Here is a 25,206-nt window from a genome sequence, read left to right on the forward strand (position 1 = left end):
TGTTGCGGCAACGATAGTTTAGGGGTCGCCCTACGCAAAAATAGCTCGGTGCCAGGGATATTATTCAACCACAACAACACAAGAAAAGCCTTCTCAAGATTAATTGAGCAGGCTTTTTTTGTTTCACTAACTTATTAGGGCCTCATTCGTCCAATCGTGAGGCTGGAGAAAGATTTCCGTGAGTCGTGCCTCAGGCGTACCTGGTTCTGGCTCGTAGCAATATTCCCAGCGTGCTAGAGACATGAGAATAGATTCCGCTCGTCCCTGAGTTTGCAGACCGAAAACTGTTCCCCTGTCGTACACCAGATTAAACTCTGTATAACGACCTCGACGGTATAGTTGAAACTGGCGCTGGCGATCGCCATAATCTATTTCCTGCCGTCGTTCTACAATGGGCAAATAGGCGGGTAAAAATGCTTGACAGCAAGACTGCACAAAAGCAAAGATATCTTCCCAGTTACGAGATACCATTCCTACTTGCTGACTGTACAGTGCCGCCGGACTATCTATTTGATCTCCAACATAAAGACTTTCCACTAGCATCTTGATAGTCAAAGAAGATACCACCAATGTCCCGTTGTTCTTGGCGATGCTTCAAGTAGAAGTATTCATCACACCAGCGCCACCCTTGTTCAAACACCCGCCCTTCTCGAATCACGCGGGTACGTCCTTTTCCTCCTTCTGCTCGCTCCCAGTAGTCTTGATGAAAGCGTCTTCCCCGTCAAGTTGCTCTAAGCCTTTGCAAATCTCATCCTGTAAGTTCTGCATGAATTGCTGCACTCGCTCCCGTGAATCTTTGGGTGTCATGTTGGTAGGTGATGCCAGCAATACTGTGTTATTTGTGGATTCTTGCAGAGAATTATCGGGATGACGACTCATGTTAAAACTTCTGAAATTTTCCCGTAAATATCTATATAGTTATTTAGTTGTTAAAGTTAGAGGAGTTTCAAAACTTAATAAATTTAGGACTTATACACGGGTTAATCTGTAGGGCATTTCCTCTTTTACTGAAGGATTGTAAAGAGGTCTAGCAAAAGAACCATATTTATTATAACTTGATAACTATAGGACTATTTACTTGCTTACCGCATTACACATGGTTAATACCCTACCCAAGCCAGAAATTAAAACCCCCAGCAAAGAAACTGTACTCACCCCCCGGTTTTACACTACAGATTTTGAAACTGCCGCCAACCTGGATTTGTCTGCCCAGGAGACGGAGTTAAAGGCAATGCTGGCAGAAATGCGGACAGACTACAACCGTCATCATTTTGTTCGGGATGAGGTGTTTAACCAATCTTGGGAACACATTGAGGGTGAAGCAAGACAGGCATTTATTGAGTATTTGGAACGCTCTTGCATTTCTGAGTTTTCCGGCTTCTTACTATTCAAAGAACTATCCCGCAAGCTGAAAAATCGCAGTCCACTGCTAGCGGAGATATTTCAACTGATGGCACGTGATGAAGCTCGCCATGCCGGATTTCTCAACAAAGCAATGGGCGATTTTAAACTCTCCCTGGATTTAGGCAATGTTACTAAAACCCGCACCTATACGTTTTTCCCAATAGAGTGGGTACTTTACACTGTTTACTTATCAGAAAAAATCGGGTACTGGCGTTACATCATTATCTACAGACATCTAGAAAAGCACCCAGAAAACCAATTTTACCCCATCTTCCAATATTTTGAGAGTTGGTGTCAGGACGAAAACCGTCACGGGGATATATTCAAGGCGCTTTTACGTTCTCAACCGCAACTGTGGAACAACTGGAAAGCTAGGTTGTGGAGTCGCTTTTTCTTGTTATCGGTATTTGCTACTCACACTTTGACAGTTCATGAACGGGCTGGTTTTTACACGTCATTGGGACTTGATGCGACGGAATTTGACCGCGAAGTTGTTCGTAACACCAATGAAACTGCGGGCCGAGCTTTTCCTGTAATGTTGAATACCGAACATCCCCAGTTTTTCCCTCGGCTGCAATGCTGTGCGGGCTACAACATGAAAATTGCAGAGATTGAGAGCAGTTCTGTGTCCAAAGTTGTGAAGCTGCTTCGCAAACTACCTTTAATTGCAGCAATTGTTTGGAATCTACTGTTGGTTTACCTGATTAAGCCCATTGATGCTGAGGCTTTGCGGGAAACCGTGCGTTAGATTTAGCACTTATTGATGTAAACTACGCATTCCATGATTCTACAAAATGCGTAGTTTACTGATGTAGGCATCGCCGCAATACGGTTCGGTTAAAATCCTCCCGCCTGCGGCAATCCCCTTAAAAAGGGGGTAAAAGAGGGTTAAAAGCCTCCCTTTTTAAGGGGGTTGGAGGGATCTTCAAAAGATTAGAACGTTAACCGAACCGTATTGGGCATCACCCTCCAAATTCACCAATATATTTCTATTCTGCCTCTGACTTGATTGACACAACCCAGTCCCAGGGCTATTTAATTCTAAAAAGTTGTTTGAGTGTGTCTAATCCAAAAGAACATAAACGTTGAGCTTGTGCCATATTTTCAAACATATTGGTGCGGTATAAATTGAGTGTAAAATTGCGAGCAAGTGCAAAAATTTGAGTCAGGGGGGTAGTACGAATTCTAGACGCATCTTCACCTTGTGTAACGTCCCGAACGTAGTGAACTTTATTCTCAACACCCCAATGTCCTCTGATCCGTTCAGCTATTTCTTGAGCATTTTCACTTAAAGATGAAATGTAGTAACGAGTCTGGGTGGTGACTTAAATTACATTATGTGTGAAAACCTGACGCTCTGATTTGATTTGAATCAAAGTATTAAGCCCAGGCCAAGAACGAATACCATCAAGTGTTTGACAAATATTCACTTGACATTTTTCGACTCTACCATACCAGAATTTACTTATCTGATGACAAGTAAATTCTGGGATAAAATTATTTTTTACATCTTTAAACAAACCCGATTGATTGCCTTTTAAAGCATCGATATAATTATTCTCACTTTCTACAATTAACTGGCAAGTTTTTTTGGGTATTAATAGCATCAAATGCAAAAACAACTTCCTTGAGAGCAAGTTTCTCAATCAATTGCGGTAAAGCTTTAATTTCGTTGCTTTTGGCATCAACAACACAGCGGCTCCAAAATTACTCCTCGCTCCACAAGGTAAACGCTGACCAACATAATTGCTGGGTGGGAATCAGAATAGGGATTATCATTTTCTACTTGATATGAGCTTTTGAGGACTTTACCATCCATAGCAACAGTTTCTCCAGGAACTGGTTTGATCTCAAATAAATTCGTAAGGCATACGAAATATTCCTGCTAACTTATGTGTAATAAAGTAAGGTCAATTAACTGCTCGCGGTAGCTTGAAATCCAATCTCCAATTGCTAAAAATCCTTTATTTCCTGCGGCGATCGCCAGTGTAAAGAGTGCCAGGCATACCCCTCTTCTGTCACTCTCCGGGAGGGCGATCGCTAGAAGCCTGATAAGGCAATCAATACAAGCTATCTATTAGAAAAAAATGGGTCTTGTATTTGTTATTAGAAAATAAGCGTGCGATTGCTTGCTATACAAAAGCTCTAGAATTTAGAAATAGTAAATGTTTTCGGAGAGTGACAGAAGCTGTTCATGAGCGATCGCCCACTATGGATGAAAGAAACCATTCTGTTTTCTTAGGAGAGGGATACAGCAGTTTTCTTTTGCATGAAGTACAAAGAGCAGACTTTTAGCCACTTTGCTACTCATTTGCTACTCAAAACGGTAGCCTTAAAGAAATACACTATATTTTGGCTATGTTGCCTAAACCTAAGAAATATTGGACACCCCAGCACTGGGCAAGTTGGAAACCCTTTGGTATCGGCGAACAGTACCCTAACAACTACTGGGAGGTTTTTCGAGCAATCTGGCTGTCTCGTGACAAACTACCTTATGCGTGGAATATTCTTGACAAAGGTGTTTGTGATGGTTGCGCTCTTGGAACAACCGGGATGAAGGATTGGACTTTAGATGGCATCCATCTCTGCAATGTCAGGTTGCGGTTGTTGCGGATGAATACTATGCCAGCTTTTGACCCTGTGCTATTGGAGGATGTCTCGCAGTTACAAAAACACAAAAGTGCCCAATTACGCAACTTGGGAAGACTTCCTTTCCCGATGATGCGTCAACGAGGGGAAAAAGGCTTTCACCGTATTAGCTGGGATGAAGCTTTAGGGGTAATTAGCGATCGCATCCGCGCCACTACACCAGACCGCCTTAGTTTTTATATTACCAGTCGCGGAACTGTCAACGAAACTTATTATGCCACCCAAAAAGCTGTGCGGGCAATGGGAAGCAATAATATTGATAACGCTGCCCGCATCTGCCATTCTCCCAGTACGGCGGGACTGAAAGCTGCTCTGGGTGCAGGGGCCACCACCTGTTCTTATAAAGACTGGATTGGTACTGATTTATTAGTCTTCATTGGTTCCAACGTTGCCAATAATCAGCCAGTCACCGTTAAGTATCTCCATTACGCCAAAAAAGCTGGCACGAAAATTGTAGTTGTTAACACTTACCGCGAACCAGGAATGGAGCGCTACTGGGTGCCCTCAATTGTGGAAAGTGCCGTTTTCGGTACAAAGTTTGCCGAAGACTTCTTCTTAATTAATATGGGCGGGGATATAGCATTTTTGAATGGCACAATTAAACATATAATTGCTAACAACTGGGTAGACCAGTTATTTATAGATTTACACACAGTTGGCTTTGCCAAACTCAAAACATCTTTAGAAAGCCAATCTTGGGAAGAATTAGAGCGGCTTTCTGGTACATCCCGTGAGCAAATGTACGCCTTTGCCAAAATGGTCAAAGAAGCCAACAAAGCCGTATTTGTTTGGAGTATGGGCATTACTCAGCATGAATGCGGCGAAGATAATGTGCGAAGTATTATCAACTTAGCTCTTACCAAAGGTTTTGTCGGTCGGGAAGGCTGCGGTTTAATGCCAATTCGCGGACATTCTGGGGTACAGGGTGGGGCAGAAATGGGATGTTACGCCACAGTGTTTCCCGGTGGTAAACCCATTACCCCGGAAAATGCTGCTCAATTGAGTCAGCATTGGGGCTTTAAAGTGCCAGCGAGTAAAGGTTTAATTGCTCCAGAAATGATTAACGCCGCATATCACGGGGAATTAGATGTGTTGTTTTCCGTAGGAGGGAATTTTTTAGAAGTGCTGCCAGAACCGGATTATGTGGAAGCGGCACTGAAGAAAATACCATTGCGGGTACATACGGATATTGTTCTCTCCAGCCAAATGCTGGTGGAACCTGCTGATACTGTAGTGCTTTTACCTGCGACGACTCGCTACGAAATACCAGGGGGAGTAACAGAAACTAATACTGAACGCCGGGTAATTTTCAGTCCAGAAATTCCAGGGCCGCGCATTGGAGAAGCGCGTCCAGAGTGGGAAGTTTTTCTAGAATTAGCAAGGCGCGTGCAACCAGATTTGGCAGATAAATTGGCTTTTGCTGACACAGCTGCTATCCGTCAAGAAATTGCTCAAGTTATCCCTCAATATGCTGGGATTCAACACTTACAGCAGGCTGGCGATCAATTTCAATATGGCGGGTCACATTTGTGCTTTGGTTGGAACTTTCCTACATCGGATGGGAAGGCGCACTTTGGCGTATTATTGCCACGCCAAAGGGAATTACCAGAAGGTTATTTCTTAGTAGCAACGCGCCGAGGCAAGCAATTTAATAGTATGGTACAGGAACGTAAGGATGCAATTACTGGGGCGGTGCGAGAGGCAGTGCTAATAAATGCTGCTGATGCGGCACTGTTGGATTTAAAAGATGGGGATAAGGTAATTCTTAAGAATGAGTTAGGGGAGTTGTTCTGTCAAGTTTATATTGCGCCAATTCAGTCAGGAAACTTGCAAGTCCATTGGCCCGAAGGGAATGTGCTGCTAGATAAAAGTAAGCGATCGCTAGAAGGGGTTCCTGATTATAATGCGATCGCACGGTTGGAAAAAATTTGAATCAAGTCTAATTTTTTCAGCTTTAACATTTCCACCAGTAAATCCATTAACTTATATCCCTAAACCCCGTATGAAGAATTACACAGCGATCGCATGAAAAACCCTCTCCTGAACTTAAAATTTCTAAGATGGATATAAATGAACTTCTCAAATCTTATGCTGCTGGAGAAAGGAGCTTCCAAAGACTGAATCTGCAAGAAGCAGAATTAACAAATGCCAACCTCATAGGCGCAGATTTTAGCTATGCTGATTTACGTCAAACGCGACTTGGTAAAACTAATCTTAGCCAAGCTTGCTTACGAAAAGCAGACTTGAGTGAATCTATCCTTTGGGGTATAGATTTGAGTGAAGCAGACTTATATCGTGCTGTTCTCCGAGAAGCTGATTTAACGGGTGGAAAACTAGTCAACACACGCTTACAAGAAACAAATTTAATCAAAGCTAGTTTATGTGGTGCTAATTTGCATGGTGCAAACTTATCTGGTTCTCTGTTATTTCAAGCAGACTTACGCCCCAGTTCTGACCAGCGTACAGATTTAGGATATGCAGTTTTGACTGGGGCAGATTTGAGTTATGCTGATCTCAGAGCTGTTTCCTTGCATCACGCCAACTTAAATAAAGCAAAATTATGTCGCGCTAATCTCTCTAAAACAATACTGTGGGGGAACTTAGCGGCGGATTTAAGTGGGGCTAATCTACAATGCGCTTGTTTCTGTAAACATTACTTGTATAAGCTTACAAATTCACTACTCAGTAATATTAAATATCAACTTAATAAATGAATACTTATTAAGTACGTATACTTAATATTTTAATTGCTATATAGTTAATTAGCGGTCTATCACTTCAACACTTCATCAGTATTGCTACTCATCATTTGTGAATGATGCAGTTCCTTTCCAATACCACGACTACGATCAGGTAGTTTTGACATTAATTTGTTAGGGTTAGATTAACAAATCAATGAACAGTCATCAGTAAATAGCTAAAAACTGCTAATCGGATAACTGTTTTAATTAACATCATCAATGGCTTAAGTTTTCATATCACCTAGATGAAAGATCCAAGGTGAATATTATGCAATAAGGTGATAATTATCTTCTCACATTCAGTAAAACTAAAAATTGATTTTTAGGCTAATAACTAACAACTACCTAGAAAAAAGATATCAAATGGGTTTTATAGAAGGATGGCAATCTGGCTGATGATAAAAATCACTGTTTAGGCGTAGTGAAATCTAGGTATTGCGCTAAAAAAAGATTTTGGTGCTACTAATAATCTGTCAAATTCATTTTGACGGTTAGAAAGACGCGATAAATCGCCGTCTCTACAGGGAATTTATCCATCAATTATTTATTGACAGACTACTAGTCTGGCTATGGGTAAATGAATTTTACAAGCAGCAAATTTACTGAACATTTTCGAAAGATAACTAGGTATGATTGCAAATTCTATTCATGCTGAACACGGAGGCAAAAAATTTCAGGGATTTGGAGAAGACATCGTATTGAAGGGCAACTATAGATATATCTCAATTTCCTATCCAGGTATAATTCAATTGATATCAGGCTATTAACATGATGATAATCAAGGTATAATTTTGTTGAAACGCGATCGCGTTTGTATTTTTAACTTATGAGTCATTGCTCTCCCCTGACAATTCTACTAATTGATGATTGCCCCAGAGATCGGGAAGCATATTGTCGTTTTTTGAAGCAGGACAGGCTGTATATCTATCGTATTGGGGAGTTTGATACAGCAGCGCAGTCCATGAAATGGTGTCAACAGGAGATGCCAGATATAATTTTGCTGGATTTTGAATCGCCTGATGGGGATGGACTGAAGTTTATTCAGCAATTTCGGGAATGCCATAGCAATACCCAAGCTGCTGTGATTCTGCTGGCAGCAGGACAAGGGGATGAAATCATCGCTGTCCGTGCTATGAAAAGTGGTGTCCAAGATTATTTGCTTAAAGATAAACTCACAGCTGAAGTTCTTCAAGGTGCAATTCATCATGCCGTTGAACGGATACAGCTAACTCGACAGCTTGAACAAAGTCGGGAACAACAACAACTGATTGCCGCGATCGCCATTCAACAGGAAAGTAGATATCAGCAAGCACAGGCAGAGCTGGCAAAATGCCAATGGATAGAAGCATCTCTCAGAAGTGTTTTAGCGATCTGTTCTGATCGCGTCATTAAGTCAGATAAAGACGGTAATCCCATCCACATAGTTGATATCTGCGACGAGTTTCTCTACGATACGCTACGTGAACGCTTACAAGCTGAACAGAAACTCATTCACAACATAGATTTGCGAGAAGCAATTTTTAACGAATCTGCTGATGCCATCTTTTTGGTTGATCCACAAACGCTGCTCACCCTGGATTGTAATCGGCGGGCAGTAGAACTGTTTGAGGCGGCTGACAAAACTGAATTGATCGAGATTAATGGGCAGAAACTCCAGCGCCATCCATTCACCGCCAGCGAAACAGATGCGATCTTGACAGATATGCAGTCAAAAGGTGTCTGGAGTCAAGAGATTGAATATGTTACTCTTAAAGGTCAGATTTTTTGGGGAAACATAGCAGCTAAACCCATTACTGTAGCCGGACGTACCATGAATCTAGTCCGGGTAACTGATATTACAAAACACAAACAAGCCGAGGCACAACTGCGGCAGACGAATGAGCAACTTGCTAACACCAACGTGGAACTTGCCCGTGTGACTCGCCTGAAAGACGAATTTCTCGCAAACATGAGCCATGAACTGCGAACACCTCTTAATGCAATTTTGGGGATGTCAGAGGGTTTACAAGAAGGTGTGTTTGGCTCCATTAATGAAAGACAAGTAAAAGCGATCGCCACTATTGAGCGCAGTGGTAGACATTTACTAGAGCTAATCAACGATATTCTAGACTTGTCTAAAATCGAATCTGGCAAATTAGAATTGCAATGGAGTGATGTTTCTGTCAGAAGCCTCTGTGATGCCAGCCTAGTCTTTGTCAAACAGATGGCTTTGAAAAAAAATATTCGTCTTAATATTCATATTGCTGAGAATATTGACAGCATCCAAGTAGACGATCGCCGCCTGCGTCAAGTACTGATCAACCTGTTGAACAACGCTGTCAAGTTCACACCAGAAGGGGGATCTGTAACCCTAGAAGTCCGGCTAGAAGAAACAGGAGAGCATGGCAGCAAAGGAACAGGGGGAGTAAATTTTCCCTTGTCGCCCTCATTTGCCTCATCTTCCCCAAATCTTTGCTTCTATATTAATGACACCGGCATCGGTATTGCTCCTGAAGAAATTGGCAAGCTGTTTCAGCCCTTCATCCAGCTTGATAGCAGCCTCAACCGCCAGTACAGTGGCACTGGTCTGGGTTTGGCGCTAGTACAGCAGATTATTACCCTACATGGAGGAACAGTCTTAGTTAGCAGTGAAGTTGGCCAGGGAAGTTGCTTCACCATCCGCATTCCCTACCGTACTAATTTGCAAACAATACAAGCAACTAATTTATTGCCTAGTTATTGCTTACTTGCTGAGAATGCTCAAGTTTTGATTATCGAAGATTCTGTTGTGGCAGCTGACCAAATTACTCGCTACTTGAGCGAAATGGGAATGGAAACCATCACCTATTCCAAAGGTGAAGGAGCCGTAGAAGAAGTGCTGCGCGTTCAGCCTGGTTTAATTATCCTGGATCTGCAACTACCGAATCTATCGGGTTGGGAGGTACTAAATCAACTCAAGACCAACCCAAAAACCAAAAATATTCCAGCGATTATTATTTCAGTCGTGGATGAGCGTAGCAAAGGATTGGCTCAGGGAGCGTTTGAATATCTAGTCAAACCAATTACCCGCGCTCAACTCCAGGTAACTATAGAGAAACTGCAACATTTTACTGCTTCTGAGTCGCCAAATTTAACTGTATTGCCAAAAGCCGCGAAAAAACTACCTTTGATTTTGCTAGCAGAAGATAATCAAACAAATATTGATACCATGTCCGGTTATCTTGAAAGTCGAGGGTATCATCTCATTTTGGCAAACAATGGACAACAAGCTATTGACCTAGTTAAAGTTCAACGCCCCGACTTAATTGTGATGGACATTCAAATGCCGGAAATGGATGGGTTAGAAGCAATGCGCCGCATCCGTGACGATTGGCAATTTGTAGATATTCCGATTATTGCACTAACGGCCTTAGCTATGCCTGGCGATCGCGAAACTTGTTTAGCCGCTGGAGCCAACGAATATCTTACCAAACCCGTCAAACTCAAGCAGCTTGCACTCACCATTCAACAAGTTTTAGCAAGATAGCAGAAATTTTTAATGAATACTCAACCTTCTATTTTAGTGATCGATGATGAACCCGATAACTTCGATGTTGTTGAAACCTTGTTGGATAATGAAAACTACGAGCTACACTATGCTTCTAGTGGTCAACAAGCTCTGAATCGTCTCAACAGTCTTCAGCCCGATCTGATTTTGCTGGATGTGATGATGCCTGGTCTAGATGGAATGGAAGTATGCCAACGCATCAAAGCTGATCCACAATGGCAGATAGTGCCGATTATTATGGTGACAGCATTAACTGCTAAAGAAGATTTGGCTCGATGTCTCGCAACGGGCGCAGATGACTTCATTAGTAAACCCATCAACGGCGTGGAATTACGAGCCAGGGTTAATTCCATGTTGCGGATTAAGCAGCAGTACGACAGCCTGCAAGTTTTGCTTCAACTGCGAGAAGATATGGCAAACATGATTGTCCACGATCTCCGAAATTCTCTTACCAGTATTGTCCTCGCGGCTGAAATTCTCCGATTTTGCAATTTGTCACCCGAACAGCAACAAGGTAAGGTTGATCAAATTTTATTTGCAGGACAACAGCTACAATCATTGATTAATAGTTTGCTGATCATGGCAAAGCTAGAATCTGGAAAAATGCTTCTCAACTACACAGAAGTAGACCTTTATTTACTCTGTATGTCAGCATTAGCAGATTTTGAAGCGATCGCTACCCAAAAGAACCTGCTTTTGATAGGTGAATTACCTGAACCTGGTGGCATTGTGAAAGTAGATGTAACAATCTTTCGTCGAGTTCTAGATAATTTGCTCTCTAATGCTATTAAGTTCTCCCCATCTAACTCTCAAGTTACCCTACGGGGAGAGTATTTGGCAGCAGGTGGTGCGAAAGTGCAAGTTGCTGATGCAGGCCCTGGAATCCCTGAAGACGTAAGAAAAATCATATTCGATAAATATGAAGTTGCAAGTCGGATACCAGATATTTCGCAAATTGGTTTAGGATTGGCTTTCTGCAAAATGGCAGTCGAGGCACATTCCGGTACAATTACCATCGAAGATAATCATCCAAATGGTAGTGTTTTTACTGTATTTACTCAAAAATAAATTATTAACTCCAAAATTGCTGCATCTAGTCAGATTTTCAATAGGTACTCCTTTTAACTATTAATCAAGTATTTTGTGAGATTAATGTATTATTTTAGTACTATAGGAATCCGGTTTGATTTCTGTTCACGCAGCGTGACGTAGCTATATTTACTTGCGTGGGCAGGGAACAGGGAATAGGAAAGAAGGAATAGATCCATACTGAACTGAATCTTGTTCAAAAATCAAAGTGGGTTGCTATAGCGATAACTCAACTACGCTATTATGAAATTTAATAACTAATTAGTTATTAAAAAAATATTGTACCGACTATTAAATCTCCCTATGCCAAAAACTAAGCCACACAAGTCCGATCCAGCTGTTCTTGTGGCAGTTGCTGACTACTTCAAGGTTTTATCAGAGGCAAGTCGGCTACAGATTTTAGCCAGTCTAAAATCAGGGCCAATGAATGTGATGGAAATTGCCGAGGTTACTAACTTAGGTCAGGCAAATCTATCTAAGCATCTGAAAGTATTAACTCAAGCAGGGATTCTATCTCGTCAGCCCAAAGGCACGAGTGCCTATTACGAGATTGCCGAACCAATGATTTTTGAGCTTTGTGAGTTAGCGTGCGATCGCATTAGTGAACGCGTGCAACAGCAGGCTGAAAGCTTGAAAGTACTTCGAAGCAAAACAGCAGTTTTTTAAAAAATACCTGATGCCTTAATTGGGTAAAAAAATGCCCTCCTAGCTGCTGGTAATTAGGGGCATAATCGTTGTGCCCCTACAAATGATTCATATTCCCTTTAATCTTCGTCAAGGGCTGGGAAAGCTTCTTCAATCTGCCACAACTTATCTTTGTTTTCAACAAACCAAATACGAGTTTCGGGAGTTAATTTACTCCAAATGACTTCAACAGGGATGTGAGGAGATGCATATTGGTACTCCTGACCAAGTGACTTGAGATTGTCTGCCACATCGTGGGGAATTCCGAATTGTTCCCAGTCAACTGTTATATGTCTTCCCGAAACTCCGGCTGTAGGGTCGAAAATCAATTGTGCTGATCTGACTAAATCAGCAAAGTGTTTCGGTTTGAGTTTGGTGATCTCTTGAAGTTGGAGTGATTCGTTATGCTCTTGAGACATTATCGCCGCAGTGGTAAAGATTAGTGGTGTTTGAACTTACTGGCAGAGATTTTGATCCCAATATTTTTACTTTAGCGCAGAGCCGCTAACTTGATCTTGATTTCATCAGACACTGAATTTTCAGACCATCTAGAAAGAAACAATGCGATAGCTGTGCCAACGTCAAGGAAGAACGTACTCATAGCTGTATAATTTGCAGCATTTTTTCATGTCGGGTGGCAATGCAGTGAAATTACCACTGCTTATGTCTCGTTTTTGGGCACGGTATTTAGGTTATAAAGATAGTTACTTTAAAGCTTTTAAAATTTTTCGCTAATGTGTAGAGGCTAGATTCTTTACTGCAATAGCAAATAATAATTACCAAGCCGCACCACACAATTAAGTATGGCTACGCCACACTGCACGAACACGAATTAAAACGGATTTATCTAAAACAGAAAACTATTGCTATATCTATTGCCGTTTAGCTTAGGTCAATGCCAAAATATAAATACATTTTTTGTAGTAAAACAATAGTAAAAAACTATGAGCATGAACGTAAAATTACTAGAATTATCTGGGATTTTAGATGGTGTTAGAGGTAATGAGCTGCGTCGTGAAGTTAGCGACATTCTGGCAAATGGAGCCGATATCTTGTTACTTGATATGAAAGAGGTAAAGTTTATCGATAGCTCTGGTTTAGGTGCTTTAGTCTCAGCAATGCAAATGGCCCGAAATGCTAATACTAAACTTTTTGTTTGTTCGATCAGCGATCAAGTCAGAATGTTGTTTGAATTGACTAAAATGGATAGAATTTTTCAAACCTTCGCTGACCAAGATGAATTCAATCGCCAAGTATTGGCAACACAGTGAGTTCCTTGACTAGCCTAAATTGGAATCTGCACACTTGACTGTACTAGCCAAAATTAACTTTTACCAAAGAGAAGTCATCATCAAGATTATCTTGAGCATTCAAGATAAGAATATTCGCTAATAGTTCATTTAGAACACAGGGGCCTTTTAGACTATATTTAGTTAGTAAGTCAATGAAAGCATCAATACCCCAAATTTTCCCATCTGACTGATTAATTTCATAAACACCATCACTAAAAATGTATAAAATACTGTTCTCTTCGATCTGAAAAATAGCATCTTCAAACTGGACATCAGGTAAAAAGCCAATTGGTAGATCCAAAGAACTGAGCTGTTTAACTCGGATGTTTGTTGTAGAGGCATTTGATAACAGTAAAGCTGGTGGATGTCCGGCACTAGCATAAATAAGTTGACGTTTAAAACGGTGATAAACTCCATACCAGATTGTGAAGTATTTATCACCGTGCTTCGTCATTTGAAAGGCGTGATTGAGTGCTTTCAGGACTTCACTGGGTTGACAAAAGTTGGTGTTTGGTAGAGATTGCGATCGCAAAACATTCAGCACGGATACAGATAAGAGGGCTGAACCCACGCCATGACCTGATACATCCAACAAATAAATTGCCAAATTATCCTCGTCAATCCAATAATGATCAAAGCAATCACCTCCTAGCTGTGCTGAGGGAATAAACAGATTTTCTGTAGTTACTGCTCCTACAAGCGGTAAGGGTAAGAGCGATCGCACATAATCAGCAGCCTCAGCTAATTCTGCCTCCAAAATTTGCTTTTGGGTTTGTAAATCTTGATTTAGTATCTCCAAAACTTCTTTTTGACTTTGTAAATCCTGATTTAACTGGTGTAATCTTAGTCCTGCTCTTACCCGCGCTTTCAATTCATTCATCTCTATTGGTTTAGAGATAAACTCATCTGCTCCAGCGTCAAGTCCTCTAACTCGATCTTCCTCCTCTCCTCGAGCTGCTCCCCTAGCCGTCAATAGAATAAAAAAAGTGGTTGCTAACTCTGGATCTGTTCTAATTCGACGACACACTTCTAGCCCATCTACCTCGGACATCATCCAGTCACAGATAATCAGAGCAGGATGTAGTAATTGTGCTTGTCTAATTCCTTCCTCGCCATTTTTGGCGACACTAGTATCATAACCTTGATTTTGGAGTGTTTTTTTCAGTACTGTTCGCACTATAGGGTCATCATCAATAACCAAAATTTTAAACATAAATTAAAGTTTACTAAGTAAATTGAAGAAGAATTTAGAAGTCAGAATGGGCTACGTGTAGCGTAGCGTCCCGCAGGCTTGACGCTCTGCTATCCGCTCTTTCCGTCAGAATTCAGAATGAATTCTGCTTCGCTTAAAAGGAAGTAATTGCTCTAATTCAACTTATATGCAATTTAGTTTTAAATGTATAGTGAAAATACTCAAATTAAATAAATTAAATACGAATAGGATCGTCTCAAAATATTTTATTGGTTAAGAAGTGAAAAATAAAATTTATCTAAAAGTCAATACAGACCTGACAGCATCGCCTCAAGTATTATTTTGGTTCGATCAGATGAATCACCCGCCTATTTCTAACAAAGAAATTTGGTGGCAATGTCAAACACTGTTGATGGAAGGCTTTACTAACATTGTTGAACATGCACACAAAAACTTACCTATTGAAACTCCTATTGAAATAGAAGCTATACGGGTAAATAAATATATAGAAATTCGTATTTGGTCTCAAGGTGAGCCATTTGACTTAGAGCAGAAATTGCGGCAAATATCTGAATTTGATGAGAATGAGCAAGACCGGGGGCGGGGTTTAAAAATTATGTCTGCCATTGCCGACAAATTGAGTTATGAGCCAACAGCAGACAATCGTTACTGTTTATTTATTAGTAAATATTATTAATTCTCTTATCTAAGCTTTACTAGCTGTTAGCTTAATTATTAACCATAAGCAAAAACATCCTAAAGTGCTTTCTACAGAGAGACTAAATGTTTTACCAACCTTTCCAATAATCCCCCAATCAAGGCAGATAGTTATCGATTTGATTCGGTCGCTGTTAAAGAAAGAATTAACGCTTGAAATTGACGTGGTATTTTTATACAAGAACTATCTCGTGATTAAAAACTCTTGGATACATTTAACAAACTCTTCTAACTCTGAGATTAAGTGAGTAGTACCTCGACGTTCTTGATTGTGAGCTAATTGTTCTAACTTTTGTGCTGCTAAATGCATGGTTGTAGCTCCAATATTGGCACTAGCACCTTTAATTTGATGGGTTTGGAGCGCTAGTTGCTCATAGTCACTATCTGCGATCGCTATTTTAATGATCTCTAAACGAGGTTGCATATCTTCAACAAATATTTGCAGTAGTTCCAATTCAAATTCTAGGTTGTTTTCCGAGAGCTGATGCAAGCGTTCCCAATCAATTGGGAGGTCAACTGAACCTATATCTGTTGTAGAAACTTTCTGCTCTAAAACATATATTTCTTTTGCCTGGAATATCACACTTCCCCAACGCTGTAGCGCCGCCGCTAATTTTTCTTTGATTACTGGCTTACTGAGATAATCGTCCATTCCTGCATCTATACACATCTGTTGATCTTCTTTCATCGCATTAGCCGTCATCGCAATTACTACAGGGCGACGACTATTGACAAAGCTGCTTTCTTGCCAACGACGAATTTCTTTTGTAGTTTCTAAACCATCGAGAACAGGCATTTGGCAATCCATCAAAATTAAATCGTAGGGGATTTTTTCTAATAGCTGCAAAACTTCTTTCCCATTACCAGCAACATCAGCGCTATAACCTAGGCTTTGGAGTTGCTTCAAAGCAACTTTCTGATTCACCAGATTATCTTCGGCTAAGAGAATTCTTAATTTATGGAAGTCACGAGCCAGGAAGCGGGAGCTAGGAGAATGAGCGTTGCTGTTGTTTTCGTAATCTTTTAGTTTGAACTCTTGACTTCTAACTTCTGTCTCCTCCTTTATCTGCGTTCCTAAGATAGTCATGATGGTATCGAGGAGTCGAGATGGCTTAACAGGTTTGACCAAATAAGCCGCAAATCCTATTTTTAGCGCTCGTTGGATTTCATCGCGTTGATTAGTAGAGGTAAGCATAATCAAAGGTAGCCCAGCGATCGCTGAATTTGCTTTAATTTGCTCTCCCAAGGTCATGCCATCTATTTCTGGCATCTGCATATCAATCACAGCAATGTCATAGAGATTTTTTTGCTTGGCAGCCTCCTCAATAGCTTTGAGGGCAATAGTAGCCGAAGCAGCCTGATCTACTAACATTCCCCAACGCGTAGCTTGATGGTGGATAATTTTGCGATTAGTAGCATTGTCATCCACCACTAACAAGCGCCGATTAGTCAGAAGTTCGCGTTCGCTTTCTGAGGAAATAGGGTGAAATTGCTGGGCAAGAGTTACTTCAAACCAAAATTTAGATCCTTTACCCAATCGACTTTCTACGCCAATTTCTCCTCCCATCAAGCTTACCAGTTGCTTGCAGATGGCTAATCCCAAACCTGTGCCGCCATACTTGCGGGTGGTGGAAGCATCTACTTGGGTGAATGGGGTAAAGAGTTTGCATTGGTCTTCAGAGGTAATGCCAAGACCGGTATCTGTGATGGCAAAATAAATGGTGGCTGTAGTAGAGGAAAGCGATCGCAATTCTGCTCGGACTACTACCTCTCCATTGCTGGTGAACTTGATCGCATTGCTGATCAGGTTCATCAGAATTTGCCGCAGGCGGCCAGCATCACCTTGGAGTTGGGTGGGAACGTTGGGATAGATTAACGCTGCAATTTCTAATCCTTTATTATGGGCTGAGGGAGCTAATAATTCCAACACTTCTTCTAGACAGGAAGATAAGTCAAAATCTAGAGTTTCTAGTGCCATTTCCCCAGCCTCAAGTTTGGACAAATCCAAAATTTCATTGATGAGGCTTAAAAGAGCATCTCCACTAATGCGAATAGTTTCGATAAAATCCTGTTGCTCTGAGTTTAGGGGAGTTTCTAACATTAAGCCTGTCATCCCCAACACAGCATTCATTGGAGTCCGAATTTCATGACTCATGTTTGCTAAAAAAGCACTTTTGGTTTTAGAAGCTAATTCAGCTTGATGACGAGCAACTTCAAGTTCTCTTCGCTGTTGAGTTTCTGCATATAACATTTGGGCTTGAGCTAAGGCAATACCTACTTGATCGGCTATTTGTCGTAAAAGATGAGTTTCAAAGCTAGACCACTGGCGGGAACTGCCACACTGATGGACAATCAACAAACCGCAGAGTTCTTCTTTGACAAGAATAGGTATGACTAAATTGGATTTGACCCCAAATTGTTGCAGTAATTCTATATGCCTTTTTTGAATTTCCACTATATCAAAGTCAGCAAGCTCTAGATTCCGTTTTTGACGATATTGCTGTAGATAGTACTGTTGTGTATATTCCGCTTGAAAATAAGAATCAGTGAGCTTATTCTCTTTAATTGTTAACCAGCCAGAAACTACTGCCTCAACCACAGTACTTCCAGATCCATCTGTCAAAGGTTGATAAATCAAAACTCGATCACTATGGAGAATTTTTTGTACCTCCGTAACACTGACTTGGAGAATTTCTTGGATTTTCAAAGACTGACGAATCTTAAGGGTGATTTCAGTAAATAGTTGCGATCGCAAATTTTGGCGTTGGAGTTCTTCTTCTGCCTGCTTGCGCTCAATAAACTGCCCTACTTGCTCACCAATAGAATTCATGACTTTTGCCAAATCTGGGTCAGGTTGCTGGATTTCATGGCTAAAGCAGGTAATGACACCAAGGATGTTTTTACCACTATGGATCGGAAAACCAAAAGCTCCGTGCAGTTCTGCTTGGACAGCGATTTGAGAGCGGATGAAATCTTTGTCTTTAACTACATCAACAATCCAAACAGGTTCAGCACTCTCCCAGACACGACCAGGCAGGCCAATTCCTGGTGCAAAGGTGGTCTGCTGACTAAGGATCTCAAATTCTTGCATTCCTGAAGATATTTTATACCATGAATTCAGTAAACTTAGTAGATTCACTCGCTGATTTACCATCCAAATTTCACTTAGATCCCATTCCAAACTCTCGCAGATTCCTTGCAGGATTTGGGGCATAGCTTCACTGATTGTAGTTGACTCTGCTAAGACGCGCGTTGTAGAGTACTGGGCTTTGAGGTGCTGTTCTGCTCGTTTGCGTAACCGAAGCTCGTCGTAGGCATCGCTAATGTCAATACCTGTAGCAACAATGTATTCAACGCAACCCTCATCATCTTTCAAAATAGCATTAGCCCATGAAATTAGCCGCAGACTGCCATCCTTTGCTACCCAATAATTTTCATATTCTTTGGGCGCTTCACCAGTTCGCAACTGTTCAAAAACTGCTTTAACTGGTTCTACCTGTTCAGGAATGAGAAACAGGTTCCAGAAATGCCTTCCTCTCACCTCATCAAATGAGTAACCAGTTGTTTGTTCACAAGCTTGATTGAAGCGAACGATTTGCCCTTGTGTATCCAGAACTATTACCAAAGCACTAGCTGTATCAAGAACTGCTGAAATAAAGTTGCGTTCTTGGTTTAGCGTTTCCTCTGTTAATTTACGTTCTTTTACCTCACGATAAATGAAGTAGTAGACTATAGCCAGAGTTATAAAACTTAGGCAAATAGCGATCGCAAGTGTCAAAACTGTGTTGTTTGCACTGGTTTTTGCTTCTTGTGACTGCTGTTGAAGCAACCTTTTATCCTCATTTTCGATCTCATGGATGACCTTGCGGATATCATCCATAATATATTTCCCCTGATTTGTCTGGATTACCTGCAACGCTGCCTCGAATCCCTGATTTTGACGCAGGTATATAGTCTGCTTGAGTATGGCAAATTTTGCAGCTATCAGAGATCCAAGGGCGGCAAACTGCTTTTGTTGGCTAGGTTGATCTGCGATTAAATCCTTCAGTTCTACAATTTTTTGATCGATGTTTGCAACTACTGCTTGATAAGGTTCCAGATAACTTTCTTGTCCAGTCAGGATATAACCGCGTTGTCCAGTTTCAGCATCCTTTATCTCGGACAGTAATTCTTCTAGCTTATTGATTTTATCTTGGGTTTTTTGTACCTGATTACTAGCATCAATCAATATGCGTGTATTTTGATAAGAAATCATGCCAATCAAAACTAAAATTGCCGATGCTAACCCAAAACCTCCGGCTACTGTTTTAAAAAATTGTTTGCGTCTCTTGTGTGCCTGTTTGCGTGTATGAGTGACCAATACCAAACTTGCTAAGTTACGCCGCATTTCTAATTGCTTGATTACCTGGCGACCGATAATTCGCAATGCTTCAACTTGTTCTGGAGAGAGGTTTCTTGGTACACGGTCAATTACACAAAGTGTTCCTAGTGCATATCCTTCAGGGTTAGTTAGCGGTACACCAGCATAAAATCGAATATCCGGGTCAGAAGTGACTAGCGGGTTTGTCGCAAACCTTTCGTCTTGTGTGGCATCAGGCACAACAAAAACTTCCGGTTGCATAATAGCATGGGCGCAGAATGCCAAATCTCGCGGTGTTTCTGGGGCTTCCATTCCAACTTTGGATTTGAACCACTGGCGATCGCTATCAATTAAACTGATTAAGGCAATAGGAGTGCCACAAATATATGAGGCTAAATGGGTGAGATCGTCAAAGGCAGCTTCCGAATGAGTATCGAGGATCTTATACTCCAAAAGAGATTCGATTCGCTGTATTTCGTTATCAGGTAATGGTGCTTTCATTCTTCAGCCTTATCAGTGACTACTAAAATTTGACTCGCAACTGTCCTGTCAAGGAATTACCACCGTAAGCACTTCCCCCGGTTTCTTGATTTCGGACATTACTAAAGCTATAGCCAAGGTCTGCCTCTATATTTGGTGAAACCTTTACCGTACAGCGTGTTTGATAGGTATTGGCGTTATCAAATTCTCCTTTAAGTCGCTGCTGTCCTAAGTTGGCAGCGAGGCGACAGCGTAAGAAATTAGCAATATCTCCTTCCCAAGCCACCTCAGCGTTGTAAACCAGAAAATCTGGTGGGGAAAAATAGCCACTTGTGCGTTCTAAATCGCGATTGAAACTCAAATTGAATAAGTTAGCTGCCAGAGAAAACTGTCCGAACTTGCGTTCTAGCCGACTAAATGACTGCACCTCGGAATTACCATCGTTGTAACTACCTAAACGCAATGATGAAAACAAGCTGGTGTTACCGTCAATTTGCCAGTATAAATCAGGCCCAAATCGCCAAGCAGTAATTTGATTTGCTAAAGTTCGGGCATTGGATTTATAAGGGCCTTGTTCTAAATTACCTGATAGTACTACTACCGATAGCAATCGACCTGATGACGAAACTTGCGGTGGCGAAATGGGAGCCTCCACCTTAGCATTGAGATTGATAGCTGTAGGTAAACGATTGAAGACATCGACTCCGGCTGCTGTTTGCAGAGTCACTTGACCAATTTTTCCTTGCCATCCAACTTGCAAGGGAAAATTCGTAATTGATTCAACACCGCGTTGTTCAAATAAGTTAAAACCTGTTTTCACAAATATTTTATTGCCATTACTCAATCGAAACTGAACCGTTGGTTCAAAAAAGAAATTGGTTTGGCCAAAGTTATCTGTGTCATAGCGATAGTCCGTATGAATGCTTTCCAAAACTGCATTCGGCGTTCTTGGTTCGGTGGAAGTTTTTGGTGGACTAGAATTCTGCGGGAGTTCGGGTAGCGCTGGCCGTAATTGCAAATCAGGATTGAAGTTTTCGGGTGCCGCCATCAAAATAGGTGTTGGCTCAGGATTTACTTTGGTGACTCCCTCAATCAATTCTGAAGGTGATTTCCAGGTCTGATGTGCTTGGGTAGCTTGTAACTTAGCTTCTGATAATGTCCAAATACCTACGCTACAGATTACTCCCAATTGAATCTGTAGGCATCTCCAAATCAACCCAGTGTACGAACTATGTCGAGAAATAAAGAAATAAAGTATAAAATTATCTGCCATAGGTCAATACTATAGTTGTAAATAAAAAACTTGCTGCCAAAGAGTTTTCTGGCTGCTAGCTCATGTATTCAGCTTGGAATTATGATGCCCAAAATATATGCTTGTTAAGACATGGCAAAGAAAAAAGGTATTAATTTTATATACCTGCCCCTTGACTGTCTAATTAGTATTTTTTGCAAGAGCATCTTGCAATTTTTAATTAATAATTTTTAATTGGAGCGTACTCTTAGATAGAAGCAAGCTAGCAAGAGCGTCTCGTAGAGAAGCGACTTGACCGCTCAATGACCCAGGCAGCAACGAGAATAAACTCAGATTGCCCTCAATACTTGTCGGTTAAGGAGAAAAGGGGAATGGCAAAGGGGAAAGAAAAACCTTTAATCCAAACCCAGCAACCTTTTCCCCAAACCAAATTTCAGTTTAAAATCCAAAACCCAAGCAGTATTAGGTTCTATAAATAGCTATGCCCCACTATTAGGAGTATGTTCTGAGAAAAGTTTAAGGGAACAAGGGTAAGGGATGAATTTAAACCCTTACCCTTTTCCTTTAACCGAGAAGTATTGCCTTGAGTCCTATTGGTAATTCAAGATAGTTAGCAGATTTTTGAGATTAGGCGGGATATTCAGGTGAATAGTTACTGTGATTTTGACCCACTACCAACTGTTGTTTTTGAGTCTGCTGTTGCCATTTCAGAGTTTTTAGTATTGTCAACCTCAAGAGATCGGAGTAATTCTCGAATTACGTCTGTTGCTGGTCTTCCTGTCAAAGCACAGTAGTGTTCAAGTTTCTTCATTTCCTCAGCGGTGAGATTTACTGTTAGCCGTTTAACAGCCCATTTTTTATTCATAATCCTCTGTTTTCTTTCAAGTTTTGCTTTTTGTCGAACTCATCAAGCCATTATGATTGTTCCCGTAGTGCATAGCCTACACCACGGACTGTATGAATCAAACGCTTTTCATTATTCTCTTCCAATTTGAGTCGCAGATAACGAATATATACTTCAATAATATTAGAATCACCCATGAAATCGTAACCCCAAACTTTCTCTAAAATTTGATCTCTAGTAAACACCTGACGGGGATGTGAGAGGAGATATTCTAATAAGTCAAACTCTTTTGCTGTTAACTCAATGGTTCGTTTTTCCCGAAAAACTTCACGGGTGCGGCGATTTAAGCTTAAATCTTCAAATTGCAGCAAATCTTCGGCTGTTTCTTGCGTGCGGCGCAGATGGGCGCGAATTCTAGCTAGTAATTCCTCAATGCTGAAGGGCTTAACTACATAATCATCGGCTCCCGCATCTAATCCGGCGACGCGATCGCTCACTTCATCTTTTGCTGTCAATAAAATTACTGGTACTGTACTACCTGTTGCTCGCAAACGGCGACAAATTTCTAAACCTGTTAAACCTGGTAACATCCAATCTAGAATCGCTAAATCTGGCGATGAGTCTCGCGCTAGGGTAAGACCGGCAATCCCATCATGAGCTACACTTACTTTGTATCCTTCGCTACTTAGTTCTAATTCGACAAATCGTGCTAGTTTGACTTCATCTTCCACCAAAAGGATATGTGCTGTCATAAGTTTGCTCCTGCTGCCTCCTCTGTCTTCTTTTCTGTTTATCAGCACTGAGGGATATTTTGAATAATGTGACAAATTGTATCTTCATACTGGTCGCCGATATTCTTCCAGCCTGAAAGTAATCCCTTTATTTCAGATCGCAAAGTTAACAACTGATCGATTTGGCGATCAATTTGCAAAAGCTTGTCCTGGAGCTTTTCTTTGATTTCACCACAGGGAGCTTGCCCTTGGTCATAGACCTGAAGAATATTTCCAATCTCCTCTAAGCTCAGACCAAGATTTTGTGCCCTTTTAATGAAGGCTAGACGAGTCAGCACATCCAATGAAAACTGGCGGAAGCCTCCCTCTGTTCGTCTTGATGATTTGATTAAACCTAAACTCTCGTAATAGCGAATTGTCCTGATAGGGATTCCGCTTATATCTGTTACCTGACCAATTAAAAGCAGTTTTGTCTCCTGAGTTAACACGGCAGATTTTCCCAAATATTGTAATTATTATTACATATTTATACTAACTTCTGAATTCAGATGAGAGTTTAGCCAAATCTTGGTGCCAGTAGTTGAAATTTTTATTTAATTAGAGATATTACTAAGTTTTGATTTTTCAGATATCTATTCATAATAGATATTGGCTGATACCATCTAATAATTAATTAGTATAGTTTTAACATTTTTAATCTAATTTACTCAATATTTTACTCCTCGAATTTTATCTATTTGTTGAGTTACTATTTCTCATGGTACTGAAAGTAACTGTTTTTTTTTAGTTCGCATGTTACTTCTAGATCAACTGCTTCACCTCAAGTGAAACCATAAAAATGAATCTCAACTCGCAGACTTCTAGCTCAACCCGTAAACCTAAAACTTTCAATAATCCAGAACGTTTTATTGAAGGATGGTATTGGGTAATACCCTCTCGAAATCTGCGGGTGGGTGAAGTAAAACCTGTCACGATTTTGGGCAGAGAACTAGTGATTTACCGTGGTAAGGACAGAAGAGTAACTACCTTTGATGCCTACTGTCCCCACATGGGCGCTCATCTTGCTGAAGGCAAAGTTGAGGGTAATGCACTCCGTTGTTTCTTCCATCACTGGAAGTTTGATGCTGAAGGGATGTGTATTGATATCCCATGTTTAGAGACGCCGCCTTCCCTAAAGTTACAAAGTTGGCCCACTGCTGAAAAGTACGGCATGATTTGGGTTTGGACTGGAGAAATACCACAACAACCCCTACCTTTCATTCCCGAATTAGAACAAAAAGAGTGTGATATCGCTATCCATTCTCACTTTGTGATGAACTGTCATCCCAATGTGGTGATGATTAATGCGATTGATACTCAACATATCAATACAGTCCACAAACTGCCAATAGAAATTATTTTTGAAAGACAGGAACTGAACGAAAATGCAATTATCTTCAGTAACACTACAAACATTAAAGAGAATTCATCTTTCATTAAACTCATCCGTCTTTTCTACAAAAATGCCATAACTTACAGTATTTGCTATTGGTACGGTAGCATTGGCATTGTGACACTTGGCCCCGATTTCTTCCATATCCACACAATGTTTGCAGTTCGCCTCCATGAAGGTGGAAAAACTGAAGGTCAAATCCTGTTAATTACTAAGAAACGTAAAGGATTTTTTGGTTGGCTATCCAATCGAGTTGTGTTATGGCTGACTAAGATTGCAGGTAAATTTTTTCTCATGGGTGACATCAAGATTGTCCAAACAATTAAGTTTGATTTGAAAACTCCAATCAAAGCAGATCAGTCAATCATGCAGTTTATTAACCATGTTGAAAGGCAGCAATCTCTAATGTGGGGGACTTGGCAAGAAGCGCGATTGCGCGATGTAGAAAGCAAGCCTAAGCGTGAGAGATGGCAAGATACAACGAGTAATGACTAATATCATGTCTACATTGACCAAAATTCTGTTGAAGCTTACAAAGCTATAGCTTGACAGAATAATTATTTTATGTGTCAATTAAATGGACATGATATAACAGCTAATAAAAGTTAAAAGTTCAAGAAATTACTTTTAACTTTTAATTTATTTTTACTGGGTTCCTAAATTAATAAAAAGAAGTGGCAAAGCCACTTCCTAATTCCCAGGTAGAACCTAAGTTATGAGTATAACGATTACAAAAATTTGAAATAGTATAAACAAACACCAATTAGCGGAATATCTGTATTTTCCTTGTTTTCTGGGTGAGAAAATCGTAAT

General features: G+C 40.7%; 17 protein-coding genes and 2 pseudogenes. 9 read left to right on the forward strand and 10 right to left on the reverse strand.

The genetic code is table 11. The features are described from left to right. Positions 1-126: 126 nt before the first annotated feature. A pseudogene (locus IQ274_RS19990) lies at positions 127-879 on the reverse strand (coproporphyrinogen III oxidase). A 217-nt stretch (positions 880-1,096) separates the two neighbouring features. On the opposite strand from IQ274_RS19990, the gene acsF reads away from it, so the two are divergent. Next, positions 1,097-2,152 (forward strand): magnesium-protoporphyrin IX monomethyl ester (oxidative) cyclase, encoded by a 1,056-nt coding sequence (gene acsF, locus IQ274_RS19995; protein WP_194143216.1) that lies wholly within the window; start codon positions 1,097-1,099, stop codon positions 2,150-2,152. Between the two features lie 283 nt (positions 2,153-2,435). Here the strand turns inward: acsF and IQ274_RS38045 are convergent. Both IQ274_RS38045 and IQ274_RS20005 read right to left on the reverse strand, forming a co-directional pair. Next, positions 2,436-2,714 (reverse strand): annotated as a pseudogene (locus tag IQ274_RS38045) (ISAs1 family transposase); the annotation flags it as partial. A gap of 15 nt (positions 2,715-2,729) precedes the next feature. Further along, positions 2,730-3,020 carry a hypothetical protein gene (locus tag IQ274_RS20005; RefSeq protein ID WP_194143217.1) on the reverse strand — a complete coding sequence of 97 codons (291 nt, stop codon included), beginning with the start codon at positions 3,018-3,020 and terminating at the stop codon, positions 2,730-2,732. Positions 3,021-3,762: 742 nt separating this feature from the next. Between IQ274_RS20005 and IQ274_RS20010 the strand changes: the two genes are divergently transcribed. From IQ274_RS20010 to IQ274_RS20030, 5 genes are all read left to right on the forward strand, one after another. Beyond that, the gene (locus IQ274_RS20010) at positions 3,763-5,985 is read left to right on the forward strand and encodes an FdhF/YdeP family oxidoreductase (protein WP_194143218.1); all 2,223 of its coding nucleotides are present in this window, start codon (positions 3,763-3,765) and stop codon (positions 5,983-5,985) included. Positions 5,986-6,113: 128 nt separating this feature from the next. After that, positions 6,114-6,767, forward strand: coding sequence for a heterocyst differentiation pentapeptide repeat protein HetL (gene hetL, locus IQ274_RS20015; protein ID WP_194143219.1), 654 nt, complete (start codon positions 6,114-6,116; stop codon positions 6,765-6,767). 853 nt (positions 6,768-7,620) lie between these two features. Next, positions 7,621-10,299: a response regulator gene (locus tag IQ274_RS20020; RefSeq protein ID WP_194143220.1), complete on the forward strand. Its 2,679-nt coding sequence runs from the start codon at positions 7,621-7,623 to the stop codon at positions 10,297-10,299. A gap of 12 nt (positions 10,300-10,311) precedes the next feature. Next, the gene (locus IQ274_RS20025; RefSeq protein WP_194143221.1) at positions 10,312-11,388 is read left to right on the forward strand and encodes a hybrid sensor histidine kinase/response regulator; all 1,077 of its coding nucleotides are present in this window, start codon (positions 10,312-10,314) and stop codon (positions 11,386-11,388) included. Between the two features lie 324 nt (positions 11,389-11,712). Beyond that, positions 11,713-12,075 carry an ArsR/SmtB family transcription factor gene (locus tag IQ274_RS20030; protein WP_163929547.1) on the forward strand — a complete coding sequence of 121 codons (363 nt, stop codon included), beginning with the start codon at positions 11,713-11,715 and terminating at the stop codon, positions 12,073-12,075. A 98-nt stretch (positions 12,076-12,173) separates the two neighbouring features. On the opposite strand, the gene IQ274_RS20035 is transcribed toward IQ274_RS20030, so the two are convergent. Further along, the gene (locus IQ274_RS20035) at positions 12,174-12,512 is read right to left on the reverse strand and encodes a hypothetical protein (protein WP_163929548.1); all 339 of its coding nucleotides are present in this window, start codon (positions 12,510-12,512) and stop codon (positions 12,174-12,176) included. A 525-nt stretch (positions 12,513-13,037) separates the two neighbouring features. On the opposite strand from IQ274_RS20035, the gene IQ274_RS20040 reads away from it, so the two are divergent. Next, positions 13,038-13,364, forward strand: coding sequence for an STAS domain-containing protein (locus IQ274_RS20040; protein ID WP_163929549.1), 327 nt, complete (start codon positions 13,038-13,040; stop codon positions 13,362-13,364). 43 nt (positions 13,365-13,407) lie between these two features. Here the strand turns inward: IQ274_RS20040 and IQ274_RS20045 are convergent, their stop codons facing one another. After that, entirely contained in the window at positions 13,408-14,598 is a 1,191-nt protein-coding gene (locus IQ274_RS20045) for a SpoIIE family protein phosphatase (protein WP_163929550.1), read from the reverse strand. A 259-nt stretch (positions 14,599-14,857) separates the two neighbouring features. Between IQ274_RS20045 and IQ274_RS20050 the strand changes: the two genes are divergently transcribed. After that, positions 14,858-15,274, forward strand: coding sequence for an ATP-binding protein (locus IQ274_RS20050; RefSeq protein WP_163929551.1), 417 nt, complete (start codon positions 14,858-14,860; stop codon positions 15,272-15,274). Positions 15,275-15,478: 204 nt separating this feature from the next. Here the strand turns inward: IQ274_RS20050 and IQ274_RS20055 are convergent, their stop codons facing one another. The 5 genes from IQ274_RS20055 to IQ274_RS20075 all read right to left on the reverse strand — a co-directional run bounded on the left by IQ274_RS20055 (position 15,479) and on the right by IQ274_RS20075 (position 23,449). Next, positions 15,479-20,155: a response regulator gene (locus tag IQ274_RS20055; RefSeq protein ID WP_194143222.1), complete on the reverse strand. Its 4,677-nt coding sequence runs from the start codon at positions 20,153-20,155 to the stop codon at positions 15,479-15,481. Positions 20,156-20,177: 22 nt separating this feature from the next. Then, on the reverse strand, positions 20,178-21,407 hold the full coding sequence (locus IQ274_RS20060; protein WP_194143223.1) for a hypothetical protein: 1,230 nt from the start codon (positions 21,405-21,407) through the stop codon (positions 20,178-20,180). A gap of 631 nt (positions 21,408-22,038) precedes the next feature. Beyond that, positions 22,039-22,251, reverse strand: coding sequence for a ribbon-helix-helix domain-containing protein (locus tag IQ274_RS20065; RefSeq protein ID WP_163929554.1), 213 nt, complete (start codon positions 22,249-22,251; stop codon positions 22,039-22,041). A gap of 50 nt (positions 22,252-22,301) precedes the next feature. Beyond that, on the reverse strand, positions 22,302-22,982 hold the full coding sequence (locus tag IQ274_RS20070; RefSeq protein ID WP_194143224.1) for a response regulator transcription factor: 681 nt from the start codon (positions 22,980-22,982) through the stop codon (positions 22,302-22,304). A gap of 41 nt (positions 22,983-23,023) precedes the next feature. Beyond that, positions 23,024-23,449, reverse strand: coding sequence for a heavy metal-responsive transcriptional regulator (locus tag IQ274_RS20075; RefSeq protein ID WP_194143225.1), 426 nt, complete (start codon positions 23,447-23,449; stop codon positions 23,024-23,026). A gap of 350 nt (positions 23,450-23,799) precedes the next feature. Here IQ274_RS20075 and IQ274_RS20080 point away from each other — a divergent pair, with 350 nt between their 5' ends. Then, positions 23,800-24,888 carry an aromatic ring-hydroxylating oxygenase subunit alpha gene (locus IQ274_RS20080; protein WP_194143226.1) on the forward strand — a complete coding sequence of 363 codons (1,089 nt, stop codon included), beginning with the start codon at positions 23,800-23,802 and terminating at the stop codon, positions 24,886-24,888. Positions 24,889-25,206: the final 318 nt, after the last annotated feature.

This window comes from Nostoc sp. LEGE 12447 (genome assembly GCF_015206985.1).
Taxonomy (GTDB): Bacteria; Cyanobacteriota; Cyanobacteriia; order Cyanobacteriales; family Nostocaceae; genus Nostoc.

What these genes read in the sequence shown, in the direction of transcription:
- IQ274_RS20030 (WP_163929547.1), top strand. Translation starts at nt 11,713, where the DNA reads ATGCCAAAAACTAAGCCACACAAGTCCGATCCAGCTGTTCTTGTGGCA.
- acsF (WP_194143216.1), top strand. Translation starts at nt 1,097, where the DNA reads ATGGTTAATACCCTACCCAAGCCAGAAATTAAAACCCCCAGCAAAGAA.
- IQ274_RS20025 (WP_194143221.1), top strand. Translation starts at nt 10,312, where the DNA reads ATGAATACTCAACCTTCTATTTTAGTGATCGATGATGAACCCGATAAC.
- IQ274_RS20040 (WP_163929549.1), top strand. Translation starts at nt 13,038, where the DNA reads ATGAGCATGAACGTAAAATTACTAGAATTATCTGGGATTTTAGATGGT.
- IQ274_RS20060 (WP_194143223.1), bottom strand. Translation starts at nt 21,407, where the DNA reads ATGGCAGATAATTTTATACTTTATTTCTTTATTTCTCGACATAGTTCG.
- IQ274_RS20045 (WP_163929550.1), bottom strand. Translation starts at nt 14,598, where the DNA reads ATGTTTAAAATTTTGGTTATTGATGATGACCCTATAGTGCGAACAGTA.
- IQ274_RS20055 (WP_194143222.1), bottom strand. Translation starts at nt 20,155, where the DNA reads ATGAAAGCACCATTACCTGATAACGAAATACAGCGAATCGAATCTCTT.
- IQ274_RS20065 (WP_163929554.1), bottom strand. Translation starts at nt 22,251, where the DNA reads ATGAATAAAAAATGGGCTGTTAAACGGCTAACAGTAAATCTCACCGCT.
- IQ274_RS20020 (WP_194143220.1), top strand. Translation starts at nt 7,621, where the DNA reads ATGAGTCATTGCTCTCCCCTGACAATTCTACTAATTGATGATTGCCCC.
- IQ274_RS20070 (WP_194143224.1), bottom strand. Translation starts at nt 22,982, where the DNA reads ATGACAGCACATATCCTTTTGGTGGAAGATGAAGTCAAACTAGCACGA.
- IQ274_RS20010 (WP_194143218.1), top strand. Translation starts at nt 3,763, where the DNA reads ATGTTGCCTAAACCTAAGAAATATTGGACACCCCAGCACTGGGCAAGT.
- hetL (WP_194143219.1), top strand. Translation starts at nt 6,114, where the DNA reads ATGGATATAAATGAACTTCTCAAATCTTATGCTGCTGGAGAAAGGAGC.
- IQ274_RS20080 (WP_194143226.1), top strand. Translation starts at nt 23,800, where the DNA reads ATGAATCTCAACTCGCAGACTTCTAGCTCAACCCGTAAACCTAAAACT.
- IQ274_RS20035 (WP_163929548.1), bottom strand. Translation starts at nt 12,512, where the DNA reads ATGTCTCAAGAGCATAACGAATCACTCCAACTTCAAGAGATCACCAAA.